At 60.8% G+C, this 23,886-nt stretch carries 25 protein-coding genes; 12 read left to right on the top strand and 13 right to left on the bottom strand.

Translation table 11 applies throughout. The annotated features are described in order from the left end of the window. The 3 genes from argC (at nucleotide 1) to bfr (ending at nucleotide 2,143) form a co-directional block, all read left to right on the top strand. Entirely contained in the window at nucleotides 1–933 is a 933-nt protein-coding gene (argC, locus tag DNK10_RS20845; protein ID WP_131192867.1) for an N-acetyl-gamma-glutamyl-phosphate reductase, read from the top strand. Between the two features lie 315 nt (nucleotides 934–1,248). Continuing rightward, nucleotides 1,249–1,467, top strand: a complete 219-nt coding sequence (locus DNK10_RS20850; RefSeq protein WP_131182500.1) for a bacterioferritin-associated ferredoxin — start codon at nucleotides 1,249–1,251, stop codon at nucleotides 1,465–1,467. 205 nt (nucleotides 1,468–1,672) lie between these two features. Continuing rightward, nucleotides 1,673–2,143: a bacterioferritin gene (gene bfr, locus DNK10_RS20855; protein ID WP_131182499.1), complete on the top strand. Its 471-nt coding sequence runs from the start codon at nucleotides 1,673–1,675 to the stop codon at nucleotides 2,141–2,143. 327 nt (nucleotides 2,144–2,470) lie between these two features. Here the strand turns inward: bfr and fpr are convergent, their stop codons facing one another. Beyond that, nucleotides 2,471–3,250: a ferredoxin-NADP reductase gene (fpr, locus tag DNK10_RS20860; protein ID WP_070883857.1), complete on the bottom strand. Its 780-nt coding sequence runs from the start codon at nucleotides 3,248–3,250 to the stop codon at nucleotides 2,471–2,473. 120 nt (nucleotides 3,251–3,370) lie between these two features. Between fpr and DNK10_RS20865 the strand changes: the two genes are divergently transcribed. Beyond that, the gene (locus tag DNK10_RS20865; protein WP_131182102.1) at nucleotides 3,371–4,297 is read left to right on the top strand and encodes a LysR family transcriptional regulator; all 927 of its coding nucleotides are present in this window, start codon (nucleotides 3,371–3,373) and stop codon (nucleotides 4,295–4,297) included. 262 nt (nucleotides 4,298–4,559) lie between these two features. Here DNK10_RS20865 and DNK10_RS20870 read toward each other — a convergent pair whose 3' ends face one another. Then, complete coding sequence (locus DNK10_RS20870; protein WP_131182101.1) at nucleotides 4,560–4,925, bottom strand: diacylglycerol kinase; 366 nt, start codon at nucleotides 4,923–4,925, stop codon at nucleotides 4,560–4,562. A gap of 87 nt (nucleotides 4,926–5,012) precedes the next feature. After that, nucleotides 5,013–5,663, bottom strand: coding sequence for a response regulator transcription factor ErdR (erdR, locus tag DNK10_RS20875; RefSeq protein WP_131182100.1), 651 nt, complete (start codon nucleotides 5,661–5,663; stop codon nucleotides 5,013–5,015). Nucleotides 5,664–5,808: 145 nt separating this feature from the next. Between erdR and DNK10_RS20880 the strand changes: the two genes are divergently transcribed. After that, entirely contained in the window at nucleotides 5,809–6,705 is an 897-nt protein-coding gene (locus DNK10_RS20880) for a DMT family transporter (RefSeq protein ID WP_131192868.1), read from the top strand. Here DNK10_RS20880 and DNK10_RS20885 read toward each other — a convergent pair. Continuing rightward, nucleotides 6,689–7,399 (bottom strand): tRNA-uridine aminocarboxypropyltransferase, encoded by a 711-nt coding sequence (locus DNK10_RS20885; protein ID WP_131182098.1) that lies wholly within the window; start codon nucleotides 7,397–7,399, stop codon nucleotides 6,689–6,691. The genes DNK10_RS20880 and DNK10_RS20885 overlap by 17 nt on opposite strands. Before the next feature lie 250 nt (nucleotides 7,400–7,649). On the opposite strand from DNK10_RS20885, the gene DNK10_RS20890 reads away from it, so the two are divergent. After that, a complete protein-coding gene (locus DNK10_RS20890; protein ID WP_131182097.1) occupies nucleotides 7,650–8,051 on the top strand; it encodes a quorum-sensing-regulated virulence factor family protein in 402 nt (133 codons plus the stop codon). A 77-nt stretch (nucleotides 8,052–8,128) separates the two neighbouring features. Further along, the gene (locus DNK10_RS20895; protein ID WP_131182096.1) at nucleotides 8,129–9,202 is read left to right on the top strand and encodes an LOG family protein; all 1,074 of its coding nucleotides are present in this window, start codon (nucleotides 8,129–8,131) and stop codon (nucleotides 9,200–9,202) included. Nucleotides 9,203–9,282: 80 nt separating this feature from the next. Here DNK10_RS20895 and recX read toward each other — a convergent pair whose 3' ends face one another. The 4 genes from recX to DNK10_RS20915 form a co-directional block, all read right to left on the bottom strand. After that, a complete protein-coding gene (gene recX / locus DNK10_RS20900; RefSeq protein WP_131192869.1) occupies nucleotides 9,283–9,750 on the bottom strand; it encodes a recombination regulator RecX in 468 nt (155 codons plus the stop codon). A gap of 9 nt (nucleotides 9,751–9,759) precedes the next feature. Next, nucleotides 9,760–10,803: a recombinase RecA gene (recA, locus tag DNK10_RS20905; RefSeq protein ID WP_131182094.1), complete on the bottom strand. Its 1,044-nt coding sequence runs from the start codon at nucleotides 10,801–10,803 to the stop codon at nucleotides 9,760–9,762. 83 nt (nucleotides 10,804–10,886) lie between these two features. Then, on the bottom strand, nucleotides 10,887–11,399 hold the full coding sequence (locus DNK10_RS20910; RefSeq protein WP_131182093.1) for a CinA family protein: 513 nt from the start codon (nucleotides 11,397–11,399) through the stop codon (nucleotides 10,887–10,889). Nucleotides 11,400–11,683: 284 nt separating this feature from the next. Next, complete coding sequence (locus DNK10_RS20915) at nucleotides 11,684–11,878, bottom strand: YqaE/Pmp3 family membrane protein (RefSeq protein WP_131182092.1); 195 nt, start codon at nucleotides 11,876–11,878, stop codon at nucleotides 11,684–11,686. 280 nt (nucleotides 11,879–12,158) lie between these two features. Between DNK10_RS20915 and mutS the strand changes: the two genes are divergently transcribed. Next, nucleotides 12,159–14,732 (top strand): DNA mismatch repair protein MutS, encoded by a 2,574-nt coding sequence (gene mutS / locus DNK10_RS20920; protein WP_131192870.1) that lies wholly within the window; start codon nucleotides 12,159–12,161, stop codon nucleotides 14,730–14,732. 142 nt (nucleotides 14,733–14,874) lie between these two features. Next, nucleotides 14,875–15,198 (top strand): ferredoxin FdxA, encoded by a 324-nt coding sequence (gene fdxA / locus DNK10_RS20925; protein WP_131182090.1) that lies wholly within the window; start codon nucleotides 14,875–14,877, stop codon nucleotides 15,196–15,198. A 601-nt stretch (nucleotides 15,199–15,799) separates the two neighbouring features. On the opposite strand, the gene DNK10_RS20930 is transcribed toward fdxA, so the two are convergent. From DNK10_RS20930 to DNK10_RS20940, 3 genes are all read right to left on the bottom strand, one after another. Next, a complete protein-coding gene (locus DNK10_RS20930; protein ID WP_131182088.1) occupies nucleotides 15,800–16,156 on the bottom strand; it encodes a PilZ domain-containing protein in 357 nt (118 codons plus the stop codon). A gap of 61 nt (nucleotides 16,157–16,217) precedes the next feature. Then, the gene (locus DNK10_RS20935) at nucleotides 16,218–16,640 is read right to left on the bottom strand and encodes a DUF4124 domain-containing protein (RefSeq protein ID WP_131192871.1); all 423 of its coding nucleotides are present in this window, start codon (nucleotides 16,638–16,640) and stop codon (nucleotides 16,218–16,220) included. Between the two features lie 33 nt (nucleotides 16,641–16,673). Then, the gene (locus DNK10_RS20940) at nucleotides 16,674–17,051 is read right to left on the bottom strand and encodes a tetratricopeptide repeat protein (protein ID WP_131192872.1); all 378 of its coding nucleotides are present in this window, start codon (nucleotides 17,049–17,051) and stop codon (nucleotides 16,674–16,676) included. A gap of 190 nt (nucleotides 17,052–17,241) precedes the next feature. On the opposite strand from DNK10_RS20940, the gene DNK10_RS20945 reads away from it, so the two are divergent. Continuing rightward, nucleotides 17,242–18,150, top strand: coding sequence for a universal stress protein (locus DNK10_RS20945; RefSeq protein ID WP_131192873.1), 909 nt, complete (start codon nucleotides 17,242–17,244; stop codon nucleotides 18,148–18,150). A gap of 71 nt (nucleotides 18,151–18,221) precedes the next feature. Continuing rightward, entirely contained in the window at nucleotides 18,222–19,673 is a 1,452-nt protein-coding gene (gene pyk, locus DNK10_RS20950; protein ID WP_131182084.1) for a pyruvate kinase, read from the top strand. Between the two features lie 109 nt (nucleotides 19,674–19,782). Here pyk and DNK10_RS20955 read toward each other — a convergent pair whose 3' ends face one another. Both DNK10_RS20955 and DNK10_RS20960 read right to left on the bottom strand, forming a co-directional pair. Beyond that, entirely contained in the window at nucleotides 19,783–20,721 is a 939-nt protein-coding gene (locus tag DNK10_RS20955; protein ID WP_131192874.1) for an iron-sulfur-binding ferredoxin reductase, read from the bottom strand. After that, complete coding sequence (locus DNK10_RS20960) at nucleotides 20,714–21,841, bottom strand: GGDEF domain-containing protein (protein WP_131182082.1); 1,128 nt, start codon at nucleotides 21,839–21,841, stop codon at nucleotides 20,714–20,716. Before DNK10_RS20960 ends, DNK10_RS20955 begins: the two co-directional genes overlap by 8 nt. Before the next feature lie 196 nt (nucleotides 21,842–22,037). Here DNK10_RS20960 and DNK10_RS20965 point away from each other — a divergent pair, with 196 nt between their 5' ends. After that, nucleotides 22,038–23,561 carry a fumarate hydratase gene (locus tag DNK10_RS20965; protein ID WP_131192875.1) on the top strand — a complete coding sequence of 508 codons (1,524 nt, stop codon included), beginning with the start codon at nucleotides 22,038–22,040 and terminating at the stop codon, nucleotides 23,559–23,561. Nucleotides 23,562–23,886: the final 325 nt, after the last annotated feature.

Genomic DNA, 23,886 nt, shown 5'->3' on the forward strand with positions numbered 1-23,886 from the left:
ATGAAAAAATATCAGATCTTCATCGACGGACAGGCCGGCACCACGGGCCTGCAGATTCGCCAGCGGCTGGCCAGCCATCCGCAGATCGAAGTGGTCACCATCGACCACGACAAACGCCGCGACGCAGACGCCAAGCTCGAACTGATGCGCTCGGTAGACGTCACCGTGCTGTGCCTGCCGGACGATGCCGCCAAGGAAACCGCCATTCAGGCCCGCGAAGTCGGCTGCCGGGTGCTGGACGCCAGCTCAGCGCACCGTACCGCCAATGACTGGGTATTCGGTATGGCCGAGCTGGCCAAGGGCCAACGCGAAGCCATTGCCAAGGCCAGCGCCGTGAGCAACCCGGGCTGCTATGCCACCGGTGCCATCCTGTTGCTACGCCCGCTGATCGACGCCGGTCTGCTGAGCTCGGATCGCGAGCTATGCATCAACGCCGTATCCGGCTACACCGGTGGCGGTACCAAGATGGTCGAGCGCTACCAGCAGGACGACGCGCCGGTCTACGCCGCTTATGGCCTGGGTTTCGATCACAAGCACATTCCGGAAATCCAGCACTGGAGTGGCCTGCAGGCACGCCCCATCTTCCAGCCGGCGGTCGGCAGCTACGATCAGGGCATGCTGGTGATGATTCCGCTGCAAGGCAGCAACGGCATCGAGCTGCAAAAAGCCCTGAACGACTATTACCAGGGCGAGCAGTTCGTGCAGGTTCTGCCTTACAACGAAATTCCCGCCGATTCGGCACCGTTCATCACGCCCCATGGCCTGAACGGCAGCAATCGCGCCGAGCTGCAAGTGTACGGTGCCGGCAATGGCAAGCAGGCCCTGCTGGTGGCCAAGCTCGATAACCTCGGCAAAGGCGCTTCGGGTGCCGCGGTGCAGAACCTCAATATCATGCTCGGCCTGGATGAAGGGCTGTGCACGCAGATTGACTGAGCCCTGCCCTGTGAATAAAAACCGGCTCGCGAGCCGGTTTTTTTATGGCCTGCCATCCCTGGCGGCCACCCTTCAGGCCGTCGCAAGCGACGTTAAAAATGGCTCCCGACCATTTTTTATCGAGATACGATCTGCGAGAAAGCGCTACCGAGCACTAGTGCTGCAGCATCTCGAACGAGCTGACCGATCAGGCAGATTACCGCTCATCCAAAGTTGCGATCTTCCGCCAATCAAGACCCAATTTATCTTTGACACGCATTCTCATTAACATTAGTATCCTTCGCCATCAGTCTCAGCCAAGCGACGGGCCAAGCCATGTACGTCTGCCTTTGCGAAGGTGTCACCGACGGTCAGATCCGCGAAGCAATCTATGAAGGTTGCTGCAGCTACCGTGAAGTTCGTGAAACCCTGAGTGTTGCCAGCCAATGCGGTAAATGCGCATGCCTGGCCAAGCAGGTGGTTCGCCAAACGCTGGGCGAAATGCAACAAAGTCAGGCAGTAATGGCCTACCCAGGAAATTTTGTCGCAGCCTGAATATCGCATTTTTTAAAGAACCGGATCTCGCATCCGGTTTTTTTATGCCTGAAATTCAATGAGTTAGCGCCAAGACGCACAACTTAAACACTCTCATTTATATTTATTTTTACTTATATTTCAATAACTTACGTTTGACAGTCTTATTTTGCAAGCCCAGAATTCCCTATCGGTTACTCAATTCCAGGCAAGGTGGACAGCACACATGAAAGGCGACAAGAAAGTCATCCAGCATTTGAACAAGATCCTCGGCAACGAGCTGGTCGCGATCAATCAATACTTCTTGCACGCCCGCATGTACGAGGATTGGGGCCTGACCAAACTGGGCAAGCACGAGTACCACGAGTCCATCGACGAGATGAAGCACGCGGACAAACTCATCAAGCGCATCCTGTTCCTTGAAGGCCTGCCCAACCTGCAAGACCTGGGCAAGATTCTGATCGGCGAGAACACGCAGGAAATGCTCGAATGCGACCTGAAGATCGAACACAAGGCGCACATCGACCTGAAGGAAGCCATCGCCTACTGCGAGAGCGTTGGCGACTATGCCAGCCGCGAACTGCTCGAAGACATCCTCGAATCCGAGGAAGAACACATCGACTGGCTGGAAACCCAGCTCAGCCTGATCCAGGCCGTCGGCCTGCAGAACTACCTGCAGTCGCAGATGGAAGAGTAAAGATCAGCAGCAGACAAGAACGGGAGCCAAGGCTCCCGTTTTTTGTGCTCAAATTAAATATTAGAGGCATAAAAAATCCGGAACGCCTTTAGGCGCTCCGGATTTTTAGACACTGAATCGAGGAGCTTGCGAGCTAGAGCCATGCAAGGGCTAGGCGCCCCCACAAAAGCAAACGAAAAAGCGGCCGGGGTCGCGGGCGACTGTACTTTTGTACGTGAGCATTACTCGCTTCACTCGCCCTACGGGCCGCGCTGAAGCGCGTTAGCCGCAAGCGGCTTGTTGAGTTTGCTTTCAACGCCGCAGGGCCGACGCGTAGCTGCTCCTAACTCACTTCTCGACGAAAGCGCGCTCGATCAGATAGTCACCCGGCTCACGCATACGGGCGGAGATTTTCAGGCCGAAGCTGTCGAGTACTTCGCTGGTTTCATCGAGCATGCTCGGGCTACCGCAGATCATCGCGCGGTCGTCCTGCGGGTTGATCGGCGGCAGGCCGATGTCCGCGAACAGCTTGCCGCTACGCATCAGGTCGGTCAGGCGGCCCTGATTCTCGAACGGTTCACGGGTCACGGTGGGGTAATAGATCAGCTTTTCCTTCAGCGCGTCGCCGAAGAATTCGTTCTGCGGCAGGTGCTCGGTGATGAACTCACGGTAAGCCACTTCGTTGACGTAGCGTACACCGTGAACCAGGATCACCTTCTCGAAACGCTCGTAGGTTTCCGGATCCTGAATCACACTCATGAACGGTGCCAAGCCGGTACCGGTGCTGAGCAGGTACAGGTGCTTGCCTGGGTTCAGGTCATCCAGTACCAGCGTGCCGGTGGGCTTCTTGCTGATGATGACTTCGTCACCTTCCTTGAGGTGCTGCAATTGCGAGGTCAGCGGGCCGTCCGGTACCTTGATGCTGAAGAACTCCAGATGCTCTTCCCAGTTGGGGCTGGCAATGGAATAGGCGCGCATGAGCGGACGACCGCTTTCCTGCTGCAGGCCGATCATCACGAACTGGCCATTCTCGAAGCGCAGGCCCGGATCGCGGGTACACTTGAAGCTGAACAGCGTGTCATTCCAGTGGTGAACACTGAGAACGCGTTCGTGGTTCATGTTGCTCATGTACGGGCTCCTAAAAACTTCAGACGCGCTGATTCTTAAGCGCAATTGCGCGGCATTCTAATCGCGGCCACAATATCTGTTAAATGAATTATCAAGATATAGGTTATCGGTTATATAGATATGCGATTTACTCTCCGTCAGCTCCAAGTATTCGTCGCCGTCGCCCAGCAGGAGAGCGTATCCAGAGCCGCTACCCTCCTCGCCCTGTCTCAATCGGCAGCCAGCACCTCGATTACCGAGCTGGAACGGCAATCGAGCTGCCAGTTGTTCGACCGTGCCGGCAAGCGCCTGAGCCTCAACGCCCTGGGTCGCCAGCTGCTGCCCCAGGCGGTCGCGCTGCTGGATCAAGCCAAGGAAATCGAAGACCTGCTCAACGGCAAATCAGGCTTCGGCTCGCTGGCAGTGGGCGCGACTCTGACCATCGGCAATTACCTGGCGACCCTGCTGATCGGCGGTTTCATGAAGGTGCACCCCGAAAGCCAGGTAAAACTGCACGTGCAGAACACCGCGCATATCGTGCAGCAGGTCGCGCATTACGAAATTGACCTGGGTCTAATCGAAGGCGACTGCAATCACCCGGATATCGAGGTGCAGAGCTGGGTGGAAGACGAGCTGGTGGTCTTCTGCGCCCCCCAGCACCCCCTTGCCCAGCGAGGCCACGCCGGCATCAGGGAACTCAGCGGCGAGGCCTGGATTCTTCGCGAACAGGGTTCCGGCACTCGCCTGACATTCGATCAGGCCATGCGTCACCACTCAGACGCCCTGAACATTCGCCTGGAGCTTGAGCATACCGAGGCGATCAAGCGCGCCGTGGAGTCCGGCCTGGGCATCAGCTGCATCTCGCGCCTGGCACTGCGCGACGCCTTCCGTCGCGGCAGCCTGGTGCCAGTGGAAACTCCGGATCTCGATCTGCGCCGACAATTCTATTTCATCTGGCATCGGCAGAAGTACCAGACCGCTGCCATGCGCGAGTTCCTCGACATGTGCCGCGCGCTGACGGCAGGTATCCACCGTAGCGATGAGATCGTACTACCAGAAGTACGCTAGGGTCTGTTGCCGTTTCAACGCGAGCCGCGTTGCCGCGAGAAATCTCGCCAGGCTAGGCGGAGGACGCAGGGAATGGCATTCCCTTTTCAAGTCCTCCAACGACGCATGGCGAGATTTCCCGCGCAACCCGCAGGGCCGGGCCCGTTTTGCCGCGATGCTGCGTTTCTCGCCGGCTCATTTAGCCCACTAAACTTCGCGGCTCGTGCCTTGCCTCGCGGCAAAACGGGCTCCGGCGCGGCCGTGCGTGAAACGGCAACAGACCCTAGCCCAACAGAACAAGGCCCCAAACGCTGGCGATCAGCGTCAGCGATACCAGCTGGGCGGCGCTGCCCATGTCCTTGGCGCTCTTGGACAATGGGTGCAGGTCGAGGGAGATGCGGTCGATGGCTGCCTCGACGGCTGAGTTGAGCAACTCGACGATCAGCGCCAGCAGGCAAACGGCAACCATCACGGCACGCTCGCCCCGGCTGACGTCGAGCAGCAGCGCCAGGGGGATCAGCACAACGTTGAGCAACACCAACTGGCGGAACGCCGCTTCGCCAACGAATGCGGCACGCAGACCATCCAGCGAATAGCCGGCGGCGTTGAGAATGCGCTTGAACCCGGTTTGTCCTTTGAATGGCGACATAGACAGCGAACCGCGAGACGGAAAAGGCCGGCAGGGTACGCCAGAGGCCGAAAAAAATCCCGCACAATCGGTTGCCAAAGACCACCATCAGGCGGCCGGCACGGACTCCAACTGCTGCAGCAGCAACGCCGCCTGGGTACGAGTGCGCACGCCAAGCTTGCGGAAGATCGCCGTTACATGGGCTTTTACCGTGGCCTCGGAAACGCTCAGTTCGTATGCGATCTGCTTGTTCAGCAACCCTTCACAGACCATGGTCAGTACACGGAACTGCTGCGGCGTCAGGCTGGCCAGGCCGGCACTGGCGGCCTTCGCCTCGGCAGACAGGCTGATGGCTTCCTCGCTCTGCGGCGGCCACCAGACCTCGCCGTCGAGCACCTGGCGCACGGCCTGCTGGATCACTTCCAGCGAGCTGGACTTGGGAATGAAACCACTGGCACCGAACTCACGGGAGCGCACCACAACGGCGGCCTCTTCCTGGGCAGAGATCATCATCACGGGAATCTGCGGGTATTGCCCACGCAGCAGCACCAGCCCGGAAAATCCATAGGCTCCGGGCATATTGAGGTCGAGCAGCACCAGATCCCAATCGGTCTTTTCGGCCAGCCGGGCTTCAAGTTCGGCGATGCTGGCCACTTCGACCAGTCGCACGCCAGCCCCGAGGCCCATTGTCAGGGCCTGTTGCAGCGCGCTGCGAAACAGGGGGTGATCATCAGCTATCAGGATTTCGTAAGCGACCATGGCAGATCCTGTTCTTTTTATAGGCAGGCCGTATCGCAGATTACAGCGTGGCGTACGGCACCCACCAGAATGCCCAGCGCGGGCGGGGTGGTCAAGCACGAAGCTTTGCGGCAAAGTCTGCGCCCTTCTCGCCAGGAGCCCGATGATGCCCAACCAAGCGCTGCGCGCCGATCTGCTGATGTTGCTGACCGCCATGATCTGGGGGTCTTCGTTCGTCGCCCAGCGCCTGGGGATGGATGCCATCGGCCCGTTTCTCTACAGCGGCCTGCGCTTCGCTCTGGCCATCATCGTGCTGTTACCGCTGCTGATGCTGCTACGCCGGCACAGCACGCAACCTGCTTCGCCTTTGAGCCGCCCATTGCTGCTCGGCGGTTGCCTGATGGGCGCGGTTCTGGCGCTGGGCATCAATCTGCAGCAGGTCGGCCTGCTGTTCACCAGTGTCACCAACTCGGGCTTCATCACTGGCCTGTACGTGATCGTGGTGCCACTGCTCGGGCTGCTACTGGGCCACAAGACCGGAATGGGCATCTGGCTGGGGGCCTCGCTGGCCGTGGTCGGCATGTTCCTGCTGAGCGTCGGTGAGGGCTTTCAGGTCGCCTCCGGTGACTGGCTGCAACTGGCCGGCGCGTTCGTCTGGGGCGTGCATGTACTGCTGGTGGGTGTCTTCGCCGCACGTCACGATGCGCTACTGCTGGCGCTGGTGCAATTCGTCACCTGCGCACTCATCAGCCTGGCGCTGGCCCTGGTCTTCGAAGACCTGCCGGATGCCGACATCGTCCAGGCCCTGCCAGCGATTCTCTATGGCGGCATATTTGGCGTCGCGGTGGGCTTCACCTTGCAGGTGGTGGCGCAGAAACACGCCATCGCCTCCCACGCCGCGATCATCCTCTCCCTGGAGGCGGTGTTCGCCGCCATCGCCGGTGCCCTGCTGCTGGGCGAATCCCTGTCAGCGCGGGGCTATTTCGGTTGTGCACTGATGTTCGGCGGTATGCTGCTGGCCCAGCTCTGGCCAAAACCGCCATTAATTACAGAAAGGCCTTGAGACGCTGGTGCAGCTCATTTTCCAGGTTCACGGCGCGCGGCGCCTTGGAAGCCAGGTAATGCTCACTGAATACATCGAGATAGGCATTCAACGCATCGGCGGCGCGCTCATCACCAGCCAGTTCCAGACATAGCGCCGCGACTTCGGCAGTGCACAGGTGATCATCGCGCTTGGAGCGTCGCAATCGGTAGCGTGACAGCGCCTCCGGCTGCAGGCTGAGCACCGGTAACTGATCCAGGTACGGGCTCTTGCGAAACATCTTGCGTGCCTGTGTCCAGGTCGCATCGAGCATCACGAACAGCGGCCGCTTGCCCGCGCCTACCTCCACGGAAGTCACCACGCGCTGCGCCTCGGCGTATTCGCCGGGAAATACCAGGTACGGTTGCCACTGGGGCTCGCCCAGCAACGCGGGCAGTAACGGATCGACCTCGGTACGCGACCAGCCGAAGGCCGAGGTATCCTCCACCACATCGGCAATCAGCCAGCCGGTGTTGCTTGGCTTCAACGCCTCGACGTCGTGCATCAGCAGGCACACCCCAGCGTTCGCCGACACCAGTGGGCGCCAGGCGCATAGGCAATGACTGCGGGCCAGGCGACAAGCCGGGCAGCGCTCGGCCCGCGAACCTCTAGCCAGGAATGGCTTGACGCTGCGGGCCAGGCGCGCGGCGCGCAGTGCGGCAACGGCGTGGCTCATGAACGTGCGCCTTGCCAGGCCGGAGACGTTAGACAGACGAAAGAAAAGGACATAGCCGCCAGGGGGTCGTGCAACGAAGGGCGCGTAGTCTATCAATTGCTCGAGGGTCTGTTCCCGTTTCGCCGCTGGTAATCTCCATGCAACGCCCGGGGTTGGTAACATCCCCACTGCCCGTCGATGCCTTTCGCCAAAACGAACATAAAGAGACGAACCGGGTCTATAACCGCTCACCGTCTTCAGGAGTCAGCCCATGCAGCGTTTCGCCCTTTCCGTCCTCCTCATCAGCCTGTTTTTGCCGACGGCGCACGCTGCCTCGCTAAAAGGCCATGAGCTGACGCAAACGCTGGAAAAAGTAGCGCGCGAAAGCAGTGTCGGCACACCACGCGCCATCAACGAAGATATCCTCGATCAGGGCTACACCGTCGAAGGCAACGAGTTGATCAATCACCTGAGCGTCCGCCCAGGGCACGCCTCGCAGATGCGTGGCAACCCGGACACCGTGCGCGCGCAGTTGACCAATAGCGTGTGCAGCAACCCGGGGTTTCGAAAGCTGCTGGTCAGTGGCGCGGTACTTCGCTATGAATTCAGTGAGATCCAGAGCAATCGTCCAGTCACCACTGAACGGTTCGGCAAGGCTGATTGCCGGCTGTAAGCCAAGCACACAGCGAGACGGTTTGAAGCCCCCGCCGCAGGTAACCAAGGGCGCGTTGACGCAAAAGGAGAAGCGCAATGGATGATCATGCGAACGCCCACCGTCCCCGTCATCTGCAAACCACCGGCACGGAACTGGCGGACAGCCTCGATGAGCTGGCCGCCCAGATAACGCCAGCGAACAGCCCCAACCTCGCGCTTTACCGGGAAATGCTCGCGACCGTGGCGCGCATGGCCCAGGCCGACCGCAATCGCTGGGACGCCAAGATCATGTTGCAGACTCTGCGCGAGCTGGAGCGTGCCTTCAGTGTGCTGGAACGCTTCAGGCACCGCCGCAAGGTCACCGTGTTCGGCTCGGCCCGTACGCAACCCGGTCACCCGGTTTACGCGTTGGCACGCGATCTGGGCGCCACGCTGGCGCGCCATGATCTGATGGTGATCACGGGGGCTGGTGGCGGCATCATGGCGGCGGCTCATGAGGGAGCGGGCCATGACAATAGCCTGGGCTTCAACATCACCCTGCCCTTCGAGCAATCGGCCAACGCGACCATGAAGGGGAGCGATAACCTGCTGTCGTTCCACTTCTTCTTTTTGCGCAAGCTGTTCTTCGTCAAGGAAGCCGACGCCCTGGTGCTCTGCCCCGGTGGCTTCGGTACCCTGGATGAAGCCTTGGAAGTCATCACGCTGATCCAGACCGGCAAGAGTCCGCTGGTACCGGTGATTCTGCTCGACGAGCCCGGCGGCACGTTCTGGCAGGGACTGCTCGACTACATCCAGCAGAACCTCGACAGCAATGGCTACATCCTCGCCAGTGACATGAATCTGATGCGCCTGGTTTATGACGTCGAGGAGGCAGCCGAGGAAATCGCCCGTTTCTACGCCAACTTCCACTCCAGCCGCTGGCTGAAGGATCAGTTCGTGATTCGTATGCAGCATGCCCTGACGGCCGAAGCGCTCGAGTACCTGAATCTGCACTTCAGTGATCTGTGCAAAAGCGGCGACATCCAGCAGCAGCCTAGTGGCAGTATGGAAACGGATGGGCCGAAATTGCGCGACCTGCCAAGGCTAGTCTTCGCGTTCAGCGGACGTAGTGCCGGGCGTTTGCGTGAATTGCTCGACGTGATCAATCAGCCACGGTACTGGCGAGCTTGAGTGCGAAACGGTGGTTGTAGCGCGCCCCGAATCATTCGCTGCGCGAGCGTGACTTCGAAGAAGGGTGCAGAAGGGGCTGGTCAGTCGTCCGCCAGGGCGCCGCGCATCAACTGCCCGACCAGATCCATTGGGTATCCGCGATAAACCAGAAAACGCATCTGCCTGGCCCGCTCACGAGCATCCGACGGTAACTGCCCGGCAAACTTGCGTTGCCAGGTTTCCTGCAGGCCTTCGCGCCAATCGATGCCGCTGTCGCGCAGCGCCTGTTCGATATCGGCACGGGCCAGGCCACGCTGGGACAGATCGTCACGGATACGCTGCGGGCCGAAACCCGAGCGCGCCCGATAACTGATGAAGCTTTCCAGATAACGTGCTTCGGACAGCAGCCCTTCTTCGCTCAAGCGATCGAGGGCGGCCTCGATGTGCTCATCACTGGCCCCGCGCTGACGCAGCTTGCGCGACAGCTCGACACGGCCATGCTCGCGGCGCGCCAACAAATCCATGGCGGTATGGCGCACCGCTTGCAGGTTATCCAGTATCACGGCCACTAACTGGAATCAGAGGTCGACTTCAGCGTCGACTTCAGCACCCGAATTGGCTTTGACCGTAGGGCTGACAACGAGCAACTTCTCGCGGATCAGACCTTCGATGGCACGCCCCACTTCCGGGTTGTCTTCCAGGTACTTGGCCGCGTTGGCCTTGCCCTGACCGATCTTGTTGCCCTGATAGCTGTACCAGGCACCCGACTTCTCGACCAAGCCCTGCTGTACGCCCAGATCGATGATCTCGCCGTTACGGTAGATGCCCTTGCCGTAGAGAATCTGGAACTCGGCCTGACGGAAAGGCGGTGCCACCTTGTTCTTCACTACTTTGACGCGGGTTTCGCTGCCGACTACCTCATCGCCTTCCTTCACAGCGCCGGTACGACGGATGTCGAGACGAACCGAAGCGTAGAACTTCAGGGCGTTACCGCCGGTAGTGGTTTCCGGGCTGCCGAACATCACGCCGATCTTCATACGGATCTGGTTGATGAAGATCACCAGGCAGTTGGCGTTCTTGATGTTGCCGGTGATCTTGCGCAGCGCCTGGGACATCAGACGAGCCTGCAGGCCGACGTGCATGTCGCCCATTTCACCTTCGATTTCCGCTTTGGGCACCAGAGCTGCCACGGAGTCGACGATGATCACGTCGATGGCGTTGGAGCGCACCAGCATGTCGGTGATTTCCAGAGCCTGCTCACCGGTATCAGGCTGCGAAACCAGCAGGTCGTCGACGTTGACGCCCAGCTTGCCAGCGTAATCCGGATCCAGCGCGTGCTCGGCATCGACGAAGGCGCAGGTGGCGCCCATGCGCTGCGCTTCGGCGATCACCGAAAGGGTCAGCGTGGTCTTGCCCGAGGATTCCGGACCGTAGATTTCGACGATCCGACCTTTCGGCAGGCCACCAATGCCCAGCGCGATATCCAGGCCCAGAGAGCCGGTGGAAATAGCGGGAATCGCCTGACGATCATGATCGCCCATGCGCATGACCGCGCCCTTGCCGAACTGTTTCTCGATCTGGCCCAGTGCAGCCGCCAACGCGCGCTTCTTATTCTCGTCCATTACATTCCTCACGTGATCAGAAGGGCCTGACGGCCAATAACTGTATAAGTAGACAGTATTATTCCACAGGGTTCGTCACTCGCCTACCCCGCCGATGGATTTTCTTGTGCCAGCAGTCGCAACAATCCATGCAGCGCCGCCTCCACGGTCTGCAGACGCACGGCGTCACGCGAGCCGGCAAACTGGAAACGCCTGCTGAACACGCGGTCACCATCCCCCCAGGCAATCCACACCGTACCGACCGGTTTTTCCGCGCTGCCGCCATCGGGGCCGGCCACACCGCTGACCGCCGTGGCATAGCGCGCACCACTCTGCATCTGGGCGCCACGCACCATGGCCTCGACCACCTCACGACTGACCGCGCCCACCGTGCTGAAAAGCGCCTCGGGCACGCCCAACTGGCGAGTTTTCTGGGCATTGGAGTAGGTAACGAAACCCGCTTCGAACCAGGCCGAGCTGCCGGGAATGCGGGTAATCGCTTCGGCAATCCCACCGCCCGTGCAGGACTCGGCAGTGGTTACCTGGGCACCTTGCGCCAGCAGCGTTTCACCAAGGCGGGCGGCCAAGCGAGTTGGGGATGAATCATCTGCGCTCACGAGTTTCTCCAAAATAAACCAGAGGGTTCACTACCCTACATCAGCACATCCACCACCACAGGCGCATCCTGATCATTTCGACAGACAACTACGTGTCCTGCCTGCGCCAACAAAAAATGGCCGGGAGCAATTTTTGACGTCGCTCCGCGACGGCCCGCAGGGTTGCTGCCAGGGATGGCAGGCAACAAAAAAGCCGCGAAACGTTCAGTTCCACGGCTTTGGCTACTCTATTTCCTGCTCGTGTAACAGCCTCTTCAATAGAGGCTGAGCACTCGCATCAGCGATCAATTTCTTTGGCCAAAGGCCTTTTCGATCTTCTTGTCAGTATTGTATTGGCTCAAGGCATACACCGCCCATATCGTCGCCGGTAGCCAGCCAATCAGCGTTATCTGAAGAATCAGGCAGATGATTCCTGCAATCGGTCGACCGATGGTGAAAAATGTCAGCCACGGCAGGATCAGGGCAATCAGCAAGCGCATGTCGAAGTTTCCTTTTATGAATCAGAGATGGTTCTCCTTGAGCGCAATAGTTTCGCCATGCTTGTCGTGTATTGCAAACGTCGCGAATGCCCTCGAAACCGCTCAATCCGAACACAGGCACCCTCAGAACGAGCGAGAATCCACGCCCTCACCCATGGCCTGCGCCAGGCGAGCCTGATCACGGGCTGATCATCGAGATTCATCTGCGCCCCGGGGTTAAAGATAATGGGGTCGATACCGTACACTAGACGTTTTGCTATTCAGCCGGACACTCGACACGATGAGCCAAAGCGACCTCAGTTCCCACACGCCGATGATGCAGCAATACTGGAGACTGAAGAACCAGCACCCCGATCAGCTGATGTTCTACCGCATGGGCGATTTCTACGAAATCTTCTACGAAGATGCGAAGAAAGCCGCCAAGCTTCTGGACATCACCCTGACCGCCCGCGGCCAATCCGCCGGCCAGGCGATTCCGATGTGCGGCATTCCTTACCACGCCGCCGAGGGCTATCTGGCCAAACTGGTCAAGCTCGGTGAGTCGGTGGTCATCTGCGAGCAGATCGGCGACCCGGCCACCAGCAAGGGCCCGGTGGAACGCCAGGTGGTGCGCATCATCACTCCAGGCACCGTCAGCGACGAGGCATTGCTCGACGAACACCGCGACAACCTGCTGGCTGCCGTGCTGGGGGACGAGCGCCTGTTCGGCCTGGCCGTGCTGGACATCACCAGCGGACGCTTCAGCGTGATGGAAATCCGCGGCTGGGAAAACCTGCTGGCCGAACTCGAGCGCCTCAACCCTGCCGAGCTGCTGATCCCCGATGACTGGCCCCAAGGCTTGCCTGCCGAAAAACGCCGCGGCTCGCGGCGCCGCGCGCCCTGGGACTTCGAGCGCGATACCGCCCAGAAGAGCCTCTGCCAGCAATTCGGTACCCAGGATCTCAAGGGATTCGGTTGCGAGACGTTGACCCTGGCCATTGGCGCTGCCGGTTGCCTGCTGGCTTACGCCAAAGAGACCCAGCGTACCGCCCTGCCGCACCTGCGCAGCCTGCGCCACGAGCGCATCGACGACACGGTGATCCTCGACGGTGCCAGCCGCCGCAATCTGGAACTGGATATCAACCTGGCCGGCGGCCGCGACAATACCCTGCAGTCCGTTGTGGATCGCAGCCAGACCGCCATGGGCAGCCGCCTGCTCGGCCGCTGGCTGAACCGCCCGCTGCGTGACCGCGCCGTGCTGGAAGCGCGCCAGGAGTCGATCGCCTGCCTGCTGGATCGCTACCGCTTCGAAAACCTGCAGCCACAGCTCAAGGAAATCGGCGACCTGGAGCGCATCCTCGCGCGGATCGGCCTGCGCAACGCGCGCCCACGGGATCTGGCCCGCCTGCGCGATGCCCTCGCCGCACTGCCGGAACTGCAACGTGCGATGGCCGAGCTGGAGTCGCCGCATCTGGGCACCCTGGCCACCACCGTCAGCACCTATCCGGAACTGGCCGAGCTGCTGGCCAAGGCCATCATCGACAATCCACCGGCGGTGATCCGCGATGGCGGCGTGCTCAAGACCGGTTATGACGCCGAGCTGGACGAACTGCAGTCGCTGAGCGAGAACGCCGGCCAGTACCTGATGGATCTGGAGACCCGGGAGAAAGCCCGCACCGGCCTGGCCAATCTCAAGGTTGGCTACAACCGCGTGCACGGCTATTTCATCGAGCTGCCGAGCAAGCAGGCCGAATCGGCCCCTGCCGACTACATCCGCCGCCAGACGCTGAAAGGCGCCGAGCGCTTCATCACCCCCGAGCTCAAAGAGTTCGAAGACAAGGCACTGTCGGCCAAGAGCCGCGCCCTCGCCCGCGAGAAACAACTGTACGACGAACTGCTGGAAAGGCTGATCGGCCACCTCGGCCCATTGCAGGACAGCGCCGCTGCGCTGGCCGAACTGGATGTGCTGAGCAACCTGGCCGAACGCGCGCTGAACCTGGATTTCAACCGTCCGCGCTTCGTCGACGAGCCATGCATGTTGATCGAGCAAGGCCGCCATCCGGTGGTGGAGCAGGTGTTGACCACGCCGTTCGTCGCCAACGATCTGAAGCTCGATGACGCCACGCGCATGCTGATCATCACCGGCCCGAACATGGGCGGTAAATCGACGTATATGCGCCAGACCGCGCTGATCGTGTTGCTCGCCCATATCGGCAGCTTCGTGCCTGCAGCGCGCTGTGAGCTGTCGATGGTCGACCGCATTTTTACCCGGATCGGTTCCAGCGATGACCTGGCCGGCGGGCGCTCGACCTTCATGGTGGAAATGAGCGAGACCGCCAACATCCTGCACAACGCCAGCGAACGCAGCCTGGTGCTGATGGATGAAGTGGGTCGCGGTACCAGCACCTTCGATGGCCTGTCGCTGGCCTGGGCGGCTGCCGAGCAGTTGGCCAACCTGCGTGCCTATACGCTGTTCGCCACCCACTACTTCGAGCTGACCGTATTGCCGGAAAGCCAGCCCGTGGTCGCCAACGTGCACCTCAATGCCACCGAACACAACGAGCGCATCGTCTTCCTGCACCACGTGCTGCCCGGTCCGGCCAGCCAGAGTTATGGCCTTGCTGTAGCGCAACTGGCGGGTGTCCCGGATACGGTAATACTGCGCGCCCGCGAACACCTCGCGCGCCTGGAAACCACCAGCCTGCCCCACAACCTGCCGACAGAAGGCCTGGGACAACCGGCCGCGCCCCTGCAGAGCGATCTGTTCGCCAGCCTGCCGCACCCCGTGCTGGAAGAGCTGCAAAAGGTCGATCCGGACGATCTCAGCCCGCGCAAGGCGCTCGAACTGTTATATGCATGGAAAGCGCGAGTCTAACGCCAAAGCCAACAAGCTGTTAGAATCCCGCGCGCTCCGGAAGCGCTGCAGCCTTTAGCCTGGCCTGACAGCCCTATTCCGAGCCTGAGAGCTGCTGAATCAAGGAGCGGCTCGCTGCCGTAGCCCGAGGAGAAAACTAGAAATGACCTTCGTCGTCACCGACAACTGCATCAAGTGCAAGTACACCGACTGCGTGGAAGTCTGTCCGGTGGACTGCTTCTACGAAGGCCCGAACTTCCTGGTGATCCACCCGGATGAATGCATCGACTGCGCGCTCTGCGAGCCAGAGTGCCCGGCGCAGGCCATTTTCTCCGAAGACGAGATACCGGATGGCATGCAGGAATATATCGAGCTGAACGCCGAACTGGCGGAAGTCTGGCCGAACATCACCGAGCGCAAAGACGCACTGGCCGATGCCGAAGAGTGGGATGGCGTAAAAGACAAGCTGCAGCACCTGGAGCGCTAAGCTCAGGGCTCGACGGCGTAGACCGTCGCTAAGGATGCCGCTATCTGAAAGGGTCGCGGCATTTTTTATGGCCTGCCATCCTTGGCGGCCCCCTTCGGGCCGTCGCAAGCGACGTTAAAAATGGCTCCCGACCATTTTTTATGGGCGCTACCTGGGCGCCAGCAGCCAGGCACTTTTCTGCAGACGAAAAAAAGGGGCGGTTTTACCCGCCCACTCTTTTGTCCCTATTCCCTGATATTCCCAGCTCATCATCCTGATGAATCGCATCCCGCGATGTCCTGGTCGTTTTCCTTAACAACCTGCGCTTGTCCCTAAGCACGGTTCAGATATTAGCGACCCTGGGATTAATCACAACGGCACGAATATTCCGTCAGGCCTAAAATCTACACCGACTGAAAATATAAAATCCTTCAATATCAGTTACTTAATAAAAAACGAAGAAACCCCGTCAGCTTCCCAGCGGCAAACCGCCACTAATGCTTACAGCACATGTAAGCAAATGCTGACACGCGAATGGAGAAAAGCCGAGATTGGGGCTCAGAGCAGACTAGGGCCGCGTGTATAAACAGACACAGGATTGCAGCGAACGTTCAGCCGATGATCAGACCGAGGCGGCGAGCGGATGGAAGCTGAAGTAGTAGCGCAAGGCCTCGACCATCTCGACGTATTCGGTCGGCGGTGCAGTCAGGGCGAAACCGGAGTCGAAGCTGCCTGGCGTGACATCTTCTCGGCACCAGAGGCAGGTGGCACTGAAGTCGATATGCCGAACGGCATTCTGTCCCGGAATCTTCAGGCGCATGTCGAAACAGCCGCCTACCAGCACCGGCAACTGGCTGATCAACATCAACCCATCCAACGAGACATTGCCCAAGTGGCCGATTGGTTTATCGGTAAAGGCGTTGAAAACGTTGAGGTAGTACGGCAACTGGTGCCGTTCTATATGGCGATTGGCATTCATAATGGCGAAGCGCTATGAGTGTCGGATAAGTATGGCGGCAGTGCATCGAGCTGACCAGCCCTCAATTACACCGCTCGGATAACTGGCTACGCAGGTAATCACGCCCCGCATCCAGCTCCTGGTCGCTGTAATAGCGGCGCTCGCCATTGTCGCCAGGCTGATAGTAGCGTCGCCCCTCGGGCATGGAGGCCAGACGATTACGCAGTGTCGTGCACTCCTTCGCTCTATCAGCTTGCTGCTGTTTTCGTACCTGAGCGGCCTGGGCCTGCTCCTCACGACGGGCCTGAAAGAAGCGCTCGCTGCGCTGCTCTCGCTCCCGGGTGGCGGCATCGCGCTCCATCACCTGCGGGCGGATGTCCACGACCTTGGCATCAGTCGCTTGCGGCCGTTGGCCGTAATGCACCTGGCCCTGCTCATCCACCCAGCGATAAACCTGCCCGAAGGCCAGCGTAGGCAGTAAAAGAAGACCAATCCAGGCGCGCATCGCGGCAATCCCCGCTCGATCGTGTGTAGGCCGTCAAAGCGCTCCAGCAGGCGATACCTTGGCGGGCTCCGGCAGACCATGATGACCGAGCTGACGCAGGGTTTCCAGCCGCGCCCGAGCACGGAACGCGTACTCACTGGTGGGGTAGCGGCCGATGATGAACTGATAGGTCTGCGCCGCATCGACGTACAGACTCTGCCGTTCCAGGCAATGGCCACGCAGCAGGGAAATTTCCGGCTGGATGTAACTGCGCGAACGACTCGCACGCTCGGCCTGGGACAACTCGCGTATCGCATCGTCGCACTCGCCCAGTTCGTAGGCGCGATAGGCCTTGTTCAGATGATGATCGAGCGACATGCGGGTACATCCGCAGATGACCAGCACACAGCTCAGCAGCAACAGAATACGCATGAGTTTCTCCTCCAATGAGCAACGTATCGGCGAAGCCTGGAAAAACTGAACAGTGGCAACATGCTGCATCGCGTTACATGACAACTGGGCCGGAACGAGCGGGCTCGATCTTCTACGCTGACACAGGTCAACGCATGTCATCGAACGATGGGATGCAATGCGGCTTAACTTACCCAGCGAGGTCGACCCCATGAAACTCGAGAAGCTACTGGTCGTGATCGACGCCAACCAACCTAGCCATCCTGCCCTGGAGCGCGCCACCTGGCTGGCACGCGGAACTCAGGCCCGGTTGCACATTCTGGTGGTGGAGTATAGCGCCGCGCTGGATGGCAGCCTGCTCGAAAACAGCCTGCAGAACAAAGCTCGCGAGGCGTTGCTGGAGCAGCGCGGCAAATGGCTGGAAGAGCTGCTGGCCCCGCTGTGCGATGAAGGCCTGCCACTACAACAGGAAGTACGCTGGGGCAAGCGCCTGCACGAAACGGTGCTCGAAGTGGCTGCCGAGTTGCACCCGGATCTGGTACTGAAATCCGCCGCCCACAACAACCTGCTGCGCCGTCTGTTGCTCACTGATAGCTGCTGGCAGTTGATGCGCCATTCTCCGTTCCCTCTGTGGCTGGTGCATCACGCCGAATGGCGCGGACGCAATCTGTGTACGGCAGTCGATCCCCTGCACAAGGACGACAAACCCGCGACCTTGGATCACCACTTGATCAACATCAGCCAGGCGCTCTCCTCTGCCCTCGGCCTGCGTGCCAACTTCGTGCATTGCCACGCACCTCTGCCACGGACGCTGCTCAACAACGCCGAGCTGCTGGCCTCCTACCAGCAGTTCGTTGCCGACGAAGCGCAACAGCATCACAAGGCCTTCGATGAGTTGATCCGCCAGCACAACATCGAGCCCGACTCGGCCCACCTGCTCGAAGGTGCACCGGAAAACATGCTGCCGCGATTCGTACACAAGCACGAAATCGACCTGCTGGTGATGGGTGCCATCGCCCGCGGTCGTCTGGACACCATTCTCATCGGCCACACCGCCGAGCGACTGCTCGAATCGGTGGACTGCGACCTGCTGGTGATCAAGCTGCCTGCCGAAAAGTAGTGCAGAGGAACAATGACTACAGCGTTGCGGCGTAGTAGCCTCGCGGTCTGCTTCAACTCAGGAGTCCGCGCATGACCGCTCGCCGCACCAAAATCGTTGCCACCCTCGGCCCAGCCAGCAACTCACCGGAAGTACTCGAACAACTGATTCTCGCTGGGCTGGATGTTGCCCGCCTGAACTTTTCCCACGGTTCGCCGGAAGATCACAAGGCGCGGGCCAAGCTGGTACGTGACATCGCAGCCAAGCACGGTCGCCATGTTGCCCTGCTGGGCGACCTGCAAGGTCCGAAGATCCGTATCGCCAAATTCGCCAACAAGCGCATCGAGCTGAAGGTCGGTGATCGCTTCACCTTCTCCACCAGCCATCCGCTGACTGACGGCAACCAGGAAGTCGTGGGTATCGACTACCCGGATCTGGTCAAGGATTGCGGCGTCGGTGACGAACTGCTGCTCGACGATGGCAGGGTGGTCATGCGTGTCGAAACCACCACCGCGGACACCCTCAACTGCGTGGTGCTGATCGGCGGCCCGCTGTCCGATCATAAAGGCATCAACCGACGTGGCGGTGGCCTGACCGCGCCAGCCCTGACTGAAAAAGACAAGGCTGACATCAAACTCGCCGCAGAAATGGATCTGGACTACCTGGCCGTATCCTTCCCACGCGACGCTGCGGACATGGAATACGCTCGCCAGCTGCGTGACGAATCCGGCGGCAAGGCGTGGCTGGTCGCCAAGATCGAACGCGCCGAAGCGGTCGCGAACGACGAAACCCTGGACGGCCTGATCAAGGCCAGCGATGTGGTGATGGTTGCCCGTGGCGACCTGGGTGTGGAAATCGGCGACGCCGAGCTGGTAGGTATTCAGAAGAAGATCATTCTGCACGCACGCCGCCACAACAAGGCAGTGATCGTTGCGACCCAGATGATGGAGTCGATGATCCAGAACCCGATGCCGACCCGTGCCGAAGTGTCCGACGTGGCCAACGCCGTGCTCGACTACACCGACGCGGTCATGCTTTCGGCAGAAAGCGCCGCTGGCGCCTATCCGCTGGAAGCCGTGCAGGCCATGGCGCGCATCTGCCTCGGCGCAGAGCGTCACCCTACCGGCAAGAGCTCCAGCCACCGTATCGGCAAGACCTTCGAGCGTTGCGACGAGAGCATCGCCCTGGCCGCCATGTACACGGCCAACCACTTCCCGGGCGTGAAGGCCATCATCGCCCTCACCGAAAGTGGTTACACACCGCTGATCATGTCGCGTATCCGCTCCTCGGTACCGATCTACTCGTTCTCCCCGCACCGTGACACCCAGGCGCGCTCCGCGATGTTCCGCGGCGTGTACACCATCCCCTTCGATCCGGCGGCACTGCCACCAGGCGAAGTCAGCCAGGCAGCGGTGGACGAGTTGCTCAAGCGTGGCCTGGTCGAAAAAGGTGACTGGGTCATTCTGACCAAGGGCGACAGCTACCACACCATCGGTGGCACCAACGGCATGAAGATCCTGCATGTCGGTGACGCACTGGTCTGACGATCATCAGCACCAGCAGAAAGGCCCGCATTCAATGCGGGCCTTTTCGTTTGCGGCGCAAGCGTCTATTGGCGTATCGGCGCGGTCGCGCTGAAACGGGAGCAGCCTCCTATGCGTGAGGCAGAAACAGGTCGGTAAATAACTGGCTGCGCGGCAGGCCGGCGAGATAGAGGCGTCTAGCTATGGCGTCCACTGTGTCGGGCCCGCCGCAGGCCAGAGCGATGGTCTGCCGTGAGCCAGGACGCAGCACCGCCAGGGCACCGGGCAACGCTGCCGCCTCGATCAGGTCGAGCTGTATGTGTGGATGAAGCTCGGCCAGTTCGAGCAACGAGCCGGCCAGGTAGTGCTCGGTAGTCGACCGCGCCACATGCATGACCCGGATCGGCCCCTGATGCGATTGGCGCAATGCCTCGCGCAGGATGGCGTATAGCGGCGCGAGGCCGGTTCCGGCACCCAGCAACCAGAGCGGCCGGGCCTGCCAGTCCGGATCGTAATGCAGCGCACCGCCGCTCAGCGCGCCCAGACGCAGCAGCTCTCCCACCTTGAATTGTCGTGCGGCATCGCTGAACGCACCAGGCTGGCGACAATCCACATGAAATTCGAGAAAGGTGTCTTCCTGCGGCAGGCTGGCCAGCGAGTACGGCCGGGCGATTCCGTCGGCCGTCCACAGCAGCAGATGCTGCCCTGCGCGGTAGCGCACGGCCCGTTGCGGGAGCAGGCGCAAGCGCAATACATGATCGCTCAACCAGTCGCACGCCTGGATCTGCGCAGGAATCCCATCGCTTCTGGGGTCGAATATCTGAATCTGCAGATCCTCGACCATGCTGCACTGGCACGCCAGGCGCCAACCCTGATCCCGACGCGCCTGATCGAGGGCCTCGGGCTTCACATCCAGCGGTTCGCCCGCCAGGCAACGCACCATGCAGGCCTGGCAACTACCAGCGCGACAGCTGTAAGGCACGGCGATGCCGGCGTCCAACAGCGAGTCGAGCAGGTTACTTCCGGTATCGACGGTCACTCGTCGGTCACCGACCAGCAGATCAGGCATCCGCCTGTTCCCAGGTCGAGGCGCAGCGATTGCGCCCGGTGCGCTTGGCCTGGTACAGCGCCTGGTCGGCGCGATGAAGGGCTTCGTCGAGGTTATCGTGCATGGACACCAGGGTCATTCCCACGGACAAGCTGAGATTCTGCACCTTAACACCGATCGGCTCGGCCTCGCTGAACGCCACCCGCAAACGCTCGCAGCAGGACAGGAAAGCATCGGTGTCGGTATTGGGCACCAGCAGCACGAACTCCTCTCCACCGTAACGGGCGATGATGTCGCCCTCACGCAGGCAGGCCGTGGCCACGCCTGCAAAAGCCTGCAGCACACGATCGCCCGCGGCATGGCCATGCCGGTCATTGATGCCCTTGAAGTGATCGAGATCGATCAGCGCCAGGCCGTGCCGCCGCTTGGGTGCCAGCCCTTCGAGCTCGCGAGCCGCCATGCGCAGGAAATGCCGGCGGTTGCACAGCCCGGTGAGCTCATCGGTAGCCACCAGGTCTTCCAGCTGGCGCATCATGCCGCGCAGGGTTTCCTGGTGCGCCTGCAGCGCGAAACGACGCTGCCGCATACGCTGGCGCATGCTCTGCATATAGGAGGCGAACAGACTCAGCCAGAACAGCACCAACCCCAGCGCACAGACCTGCAGCGTGGCCAGGCCGGGATCGCGCATGCGCATCTGGTAGGCCTCGTACAGATTGATGACGACGAAACCGAAGAACGCCAGGCCGGCGCAGCGAAAGAATACCCGCGGCGGCAGCTGGAACAGACCGAAAAGCAGCGCCATGGGATAGATAAGCAGCAGACTGCCGCGCCCTTCGTCGAGCATCGCGACCATCGCCGTGATCAACCCCAGGGCGACGAGCACCTGCGCCTCGGTCAGGCTGGGGTCGCGAAAGGTCAGGTTGCGGCCGGACAGAAACAGGGCCAGAAACAGCAACTGACTGGCGGCCGCGATGCCCAGCAAGCCCGCAACCGTGCTGCCACGGACGCCGAAAAGGTCGTGGTAACAGGCGATCCCCGCCAGCGCAGCGATCATCAGATAAGTAGCCACAGCCATGCCGAAACGCTTTATCAGCAGATTCTGTAACGTACGTTGAGTCAATCGGCGGTTGCTTGGGATCATGGGCTCCATCCCATAGTGGCAACTAGCCGCCACTCTACTCGCGCGCCGTGAAAAAGCCTAGCAACGCTTCGCGTTATCACCGCCGGGCCCTGACGGGTGTCCCAGGCGTCGACCCCGCGGTATACTGCCGCGCCTTTTAGAACGCGCCGGCCATGTTCCGGCGCTCAAGTTCCTGCCCTATAAGGGAGCGCCCCGCATGACCGTGATCAAGCAAGACGATCTGATCCAGAGCGTCGCCGACGCCCTGCAGTTCATTTCCTATTACCATCCCGTCGACTTCATTCAGGCCATGCACGAGGCCTACCTGAAGGAAGAGTCGCCTGCCGCCCGCGACTCCATGGCGCAAATCCTGATCAACTCGCGCATGTGTGCCACCGGCCACCGCCCGATCTGCCAGGACACCGGCATCGTCACCGTGTTCATCCGCGTGGGCATGGACGTGCGCTGGGACGGCGCCACCATGGGCGTCGACGACATGATCAACGAAGGCGTACGCCGCGCCTACAACCTGCCGGAGAACGTCCTGCGCGCCTCGATCCTCGCCGATCCGGCCGGCGCCCGTAAGAACACCAAGGACAACACCCCGGCAGTGATCCACTACTCCATCGTCCCGGGTAACACCGTGGAAGTGGACGTGGCCGCCAAGGGTGGCGGCTCCGAGAACAAGTCGAAGATGGCCATGCTCAACCCGTCCGACTCGATCGTCGACTGGGTGCTGAAGACCGTACCGACCATGGGCGCTGGCTGGTGCCCGCCGGGCATGCTCGGCATCGGTATCGGCGGTACTGCCGAGAAGGCCGCGGTAATGGCCAAGGAAGTGCTGATGGAGTCCATCGACATCCATGAGCTGAAAGCCCGCGGCCCGCAGAACAAGATCGAAGAAATACGTCTGGAGCTGTTCGAGAAGGTCAACCAGTTGGGCATCGGCGCCCAGGGTCTGGGCGGCCTGACCACCGTGCTCGACGTCAAGATCATGGATTACCCGACCCACGCCGCCTCGCTGCCGGTGTGCATGATCCCCAACTGCGCCGCCACCCGCCACGCCCACTTCGTGCTCGATGGCAGCGGCCCGGCCGAGCTGGAAGCGCCGTCCTTGGACGCCTACCCGGAAATCGTCTGGGAAGCTGGCCCTTCGGCCCGCCGCGTCGACCTCGACACCCTGACCCCGGAAGACGTGCAGAGCTGGAAGCCGGGCGAAACCATCCTGCTCAACGGCAAGATGCTCACCGGTCGCGACGCCGCGCACAAGCGCATGGTCGAGATGCTCAACAAGGGCGAAGAACTGCCGGTCGACCTGAAAGGCCGCTTCATCTACTACGTTGGCCCGGTCGACCCGATCGGCGACGAAGTGGTTGGCCCAGCCGGCCCGACCACCGCCACGCGAATGGACAAGTTCACCCGTCAAATCCTCGAGCAGACTGGTTTGCTGGGCATGATCGGTAAATCCGAACGTGGCCCGACCGCCATCGAAGCGATCAAGGACAACAAGGCCGTGTACCTGATGGCCGTCGGCGGTGCCGCCTACCTGGTAGCTCAGGCGATCAAGAAGTCCAGGGTGCTGGCGTTCGCCGAACTGGGCATGGAAGCGATCTACGAGTTCGACGTGAAGGACATGCCGGTGACCGTCGCCGTCGACAGCAATGGCGAGTCGGTACACATCACCGGCCCGGCGATCTGGAGCAAGAAGATCGCCGAAAGCCTGGCGGTGGAAGTGCAATAAAGCAGCCGCAAGCGGCAAGCAAGAGCAGTTCACTGCTCTCCCTTGCAACTTGTGGCTTCCCTAGACCGTAGGGTGGACGACGCTTGCCTACGCGGCCCGATCCGTCCACCACTACGCGATCGCAATGGTGGATGAAAAGAGCGTCAGCTACGCGCCCCGATCCACCCTACGCCCTGCGTTTCTAGGGTGCGTGCTCAAGCAATCGCCGGCAAGCCGGCTCCTACACGGTCGAGTGATTATCAGAAACCGTGTAGGAGCCCGCTTGCGGGCGATGCGATGGCGGCCATATCGCAATAACGCGTCATGGCTACCATTCGCCGCGGGG

Origin of the sequence: Phytopseudomonas daroniae, assembly GCF_004327275.1 — a bacterium.
Taxonomy (GTDB): Bacteria; Pseudomonadota; Gammaproteobacteria; order Pseudomonadales; family Pseudomonadaceae; genus Aquipseudomonas; species Aquipseudomonas daroniae.